The sequence below is a fragment of the Asanoa sp. NPDC050611 genome, assembly GCF_040654855.1.
Taxonomy (GTDB): Bacteria; Actinomycetota; Actinomycetes; order Mycobacteriales; family Micromonosporaceae; genus Asanoa.
The window spans coordinates 1-4,668 of the sequence record NZ_JBFAIU010000468.1 but is presented as its reverse complement, the minus strand read 5'-3'; the positions used below and the strand labels follow the sequence as shown (position 1 = coordinate 4,668).

Annotated in this window: 4 protein-coding genes; all 4 read left to right on the top strand. The window is 70.4% G+C overall.

Features of this window, described 5'->3' with window-relative positions:
* A partial coding sequence (locus AB0H87_RS38320) for a sugar ABC transporter permease (RefSeq protein WP_360157577.1) occupies nucleotides 1-917 on the top strand: 917 nt, incomplete at its 5' end.
* Nucleotides 914-1,762 (top strand): carbohydrate ABC transporter permease, encoded by an 849-nt coding sequence (locus tag AB0H87_RS38315; RefSeq protein ID WP_360157574.1) that lies wholly within the window; start codon nucleotides 914-916, stop codon nucleotides 1,760-1,762. The genes AB0H87_RS38320 and AB0H87_RS38315, both read left to right, overlap by 4 nt.
* Before the next feature lie 8 nt (nucleotides 1,763-1,770).
* Entirely contained in the window at nucleotides 1,771-3,303 is a 1,533-nt protein-coding gene (locus AB0H87_RS38310) for a glucoamylase family protein (protein ID WP_360157571.1), read from the top strand.
* Nucleotides 3,300-4,668: xylan 1,4-beta-xylosidase (locus AB0H87_RS38305; RefSeq protein ID WP_360157568.1), on the top strand; the 1,369-nt coding region annotated here is incomplete at its 3' end. The genes AB0H87_RS38310 and AB0H87_RS38305, both read left to right, overlap by 4 nt.

The following is a 4,668-nucleotide window of genomic DNA, read 5'->3' as shown; positions in this document are numbered from 1 at the left end:
GGGACACCTCCGACCGGCCCGCCGGGACGGTCCAGCGGCGGCAGCGTCTGCGCCGGGCGCTGACCGGCTGGGCCTTCTCCGCGCCCTTCACCGTGCTCTTCCTGGTGTTCATGGCCGTCCCGGTCGTGGTCTCGCTGGTGATGAGCTTCACCGACCTGCGGTCGACGGACCTGCGCAACCCGTTCGCGGTCAACTTCGTCGGCCTCGACAACTACACGCGGCTCTTCGGCGACGACCTGTTCCTGAAGTCATCGGTCAACACGCTGATCTTCGTGGTGTTCGGCGTGCCGCTGACCATCGTGCTGGCCCTGGCCGCCGCGACCGCGCTCAACTCCGGCCTGATCCGGTTCCGGGCGCTGTTCCGGGTCGGCTTCTACCTGCCGGTGGTGACCAGCATCGTGGCCGTCGCCGTGGTCTGGCGGTTCCTGCTCGACCCCGAGGTCGGCCTGGTCAACAACCTGCTCCGGGTCGTCGGCGTCGACGGGCCGAGCTGGCTGTTCGACACGAAGCTGGCGCTGCCGTCGCTGATCGTGATGGCGGCCTGGCGCAACTTCGGCTTCCTCATGGTGATCTTCCTGGCCGGCCTGCAGGCCATCCCGGGCGACCTCTACGAGGCGGCCACGCTCGACGGCGCCAACCGGTGGCAGCAGTTCCGCAGCGTCACGCTGCCCATGCTGCGCCCGACGCTGCTGTTCGGCGGCGTGGTCACGGGCATCGGCTACCTCCAGTTCTTCGAGGAGCCGTTCGTGATGACGCAGGGCGGCCCGCTCTCGTCGACCCTGTCCGTGTCGTACCACATCTACAACCAGTTCGGGTTCGGCAACTACGGCTACGCGGCCGCGGCCAGCTACGTGCTCTTCGTGGCGATCGTGGCGCTGTCGGTCATCCAGTTCCGCTTCCTGGGAGAACGGAAATGACCACACTGGACACTCGGGCACGCCCGCGCGACCGCGTCGCCAAGGCGGTGCTCTACGCGATCCTGGCCGTCGGACTGCTGGTGGTCGTCGGCCCGTTCGTCTGGATGGCGCTCTCGTCGCTCAAGCCCGAGGGCGAGATCCGTTCCGTGCCGCCGACCTGGCTGCCGGAGACCTGGACGCTGGACAACTTCCGCGACCTGTTCTCCCGGCTCGACTTCCCGCTGTTCTTCTTCAACTCGGCCCTGGTCGCCGTCGTGGTGACGGCGGGCAACCTGCTGTTCTGCTCGCTGGTCGGGTACGCGCTGGCCAAGCTGCGCTACCCCGGCAAGCGGGTGCTGTTCGTGGCCGTGCTCGGCATGCTGATGGTGCCCGGCATGGTGACCTTCGTCCCGCAGTTCGTGCTGGTCAGCAACATGGGCCTGACCAACTCGTACGCGGGGCTGATCCTGCCGTTCCTCGTCGGCCCGTTCGGCGTGTTCCTCATGCGCCAGTTCCTCCAGTCGATCCCCGACGACCTGATCGAGGCCGCCCGGGTCGACGGCGCCGGCGAGTTCCGGATCTTCTGGCGGGTCGTGCTGCCGCTGTGCCGGCCGGCGCTGGCCACGCTCGGGATCCTCACGTTCCTCGCGTCCTGGAACAACTTCCTCTGGCCCCTCGTGGTCGCCAGCACGGAGGACAAGTACACGCTGCCGGTCGCCCTGGCGCTCTACAGCATCGGGCAGAACCGCACCGACTTCGGCCTGCTGCTGGCCGGGGCCGTCGTGGTCGTGCTGCCGGTGCTGATCGTGTTCCTGCTCCTCCAGCGGCATTTCATGCGCGGCATCGCGACCACCGGACTCAAGTAAGGAGACTCATGCGACGCATCCTCGCCCCTGTCGTCGCGCTCGCCCTGGTGCTGGTGAGCGGCTCCGCAGCCGTAGCCGCACCGGGCAGCGCCGACCGCACGCTGACCGCCTACGCCAAGGACACCTGGCGGTCGATGGTCGCGATGACCGACGCCCGGACCGGCCTGGTCGCCGACAACATCTCCGGTGACCTGAAGACCCGCTCGACCTACACCTCGCCGACGAACATCGGTGGCTACATGTGGTCGGCGGTGGTCGCCCGCGAGCTGGGCTTCATCTCGCGCAAGGAGGCCCGGGACCGGATCGGCAAGACGCTGGACACCCTGGGCCGGCTCGACCACCACGAGCAGTCCGGCATGTTCTACAACTGGTACGACCCGCGGGACGGCTCGGTCGTGCGCGTCTGGCCGGACGACGGCAGCACCGTCTACCCGTTCCTGTCCAGCGTGGACAACGGCTGGCTGGCCGCTTCCCTGCGGGTGGTCAAGGGCGCGGTGCCCGAGCTGCGCGGCAAGGCCGACGCGATCCTGTCGAAGATGAACTTCGGGTTCTACTACAACCCGGCCGCCACCACCCCGTTCGGCGCCAGCGGTCTCATCGCCGGCGGCTTCTGGGACGAGGCGCCGCCCGGCTGCTCGCTCCAGCGCGACGGCGTCTGGTTCACCTGCAACCACTACGACATCACGGTGACCGAGCCGCGGATCGCGACGTACCTCGGCATCGGCGCGGGGCAGATCCCGGCCGAGGCGTACTACAACACGATGCGCACCCTGCCGGCGACCTGTGACTGGAGCTGGCACGAGATGCAGCCGGTCGGCTTCGACACCAGCTACGAGGGCGTGCCGGTGTACGAGGGCGCGTACGAGTACCGCGGTATCCGGTTCGTGCCGAGCTGGGGCGGCGACATGTTCGAGGCGCTCATGCCGGACCTGTTCGTGCCCGAGGAGCGCTGGGCGCCGAACAGCTGGGGCCGCAACCACCGGGCGACCGTGGCCGGCCAGATCGAGCACGGCCTCAACGACGCCGGCTACGGCTACTGGGGCTTCTCCCCCGCCAGCAACCCGAGCGGCGGCTACGCGGTCTGGGGCGTCGACGCGATGGGCATGGACACCGACGGCTATCCGTCCGATGTGGAGAAGTCGAAGTATGACGCCGGCTTCGGCGACTGCCGCCCGGCGGGTCCCGCACCAGACTACGGTGACGGCGTGGTGACACCGCACGCGGCGTTCCTCGCGCTGCCGTACGCCAAGGGCCCGGTCGTGGACAACATGGCGCGCCTGAAGGCCAACTTCGACGCGTACGGGCCCGGCGGCTTCTACGACGCCGTCGCGGTCGGCAGCGGCACCGTGGCCAAGCGGTACCTCTCGCTCGACCAGGCAATGATCATGGGCGCGCTCGGCAACGAGCTCGCCAACGACCTCATCAGGAAGTCATTCGTGGACAAGCGCTTCGAGCAGCGGATCCGTCCGCTGATCGGACAGGAGACGTTCAACATCCCGGCCGACCAGGACCTGCCCCAGCTGCGCGGAGCGGGCGCATGACGGTCGGCGACATCGCCACGGAGGCGCGGGCACAGTGGGTCGCGATGATGGGCAGCGGCGGTGCGCAGGACCGCGCACCCGGCGAGCCCGACGCGGCCGACCTGCCCGCGCCGACGGGGCTCGTCGCGGCCCCCGGCCGCGGCCAGGTCACCCTCCGCTGGGATCCGGTCGAGGGGGCCATCGGGTACGCCGTGCACCGCGCCACCAGCGCCACGGGACCGTTCACCGTCGTGGACCACGGCGGGGGCGACGTCCTCGCCGTGCCGCACGGTCCGTACACCGACACCACCATCGAACCGGAACGCGAGTACTGGTACGCGGTCGCGCCGCTGGCGACCGTGACCGCGATGGGTCCACTGTGCACGCCGGTGCGCGGCGCGGCGCTCGGGCCGGCGGAGGCGGTGGCGCCGCTCCTGCTGGAGGTCGACGCCGCCGGCGACGCCGGTCCGCTGCACCGGCCGTGGCGGTTCATGGTGGGCTCGGAGCACCTGTCCCACCTGCTGTCGACCGACCGCACCGGCGGCCGGGAGATCGGGCCGGAGCTGCGCACGGCGCTGGCCCGGGTGCACGACGAGCTCGGCGTGGAGACCGTGCGGGCGCACGGCATCCTCTGTGACGACCTCGGCGTCTACCGCGAGGTCGACGGCGCGCCGGTGTACGACTGGTCGGGCGTGGACCGCGTCTACGACACCGTGCTGGAGCTGGGCATGCGGCCGATCGTCGAGCTCGGCTTCATGCCCCGCGACCTGGCCAGCGACCCGTCGCGCACGGTGTTCACGTACCGCGGCATCATCTCGCCGCCGAAGGACTGGGACCGCTGGGGCGATCTGGTCCGCGCCCTGGTGGCCCACCTGGTCGAGCGTTACGGTCTGGCCGAGGTGCGCGACCGGTGGGCGTTCGAGGTGTGGAACGAGGCGAACCTGTCGGTGTTCTGGTCGGGCACCCCGGCCGAGTACTGGCGGCTCTACGAGGTGTCCGCCCGCGCGGTCAAGGACGTCGACCCGGGCCTGCGGGTCGGCGGCCCGGCCACCGCGGCGGTCGGCTGGATCGACCGGCAGCTCGCCGTCGACGCCCCGGTCGACTTCCTCTCGACCCACATCTACGGCAGCCCGCCGCTGGACCTGCGGGGCATCGACGGCGCCCGGGAGCTGCCCCTGTGGTGGACCGAGTGGGGCGTCACGGCGACCCACGGCAACGAGATCAACGACACCGTCTTCGCCGCCACGTTCCTGCTGCGCGGGATGCGCTCGGCGGCCGGGCGGATCGAGTCGCTCGCGCCGTGGGTGGCCTCGGACCACTTCGAAGAACTGGGCCGGCCGCCGCGCTTCCTGCACGGCGGGTTCGGCCTGCTCACGGTCGGCAACC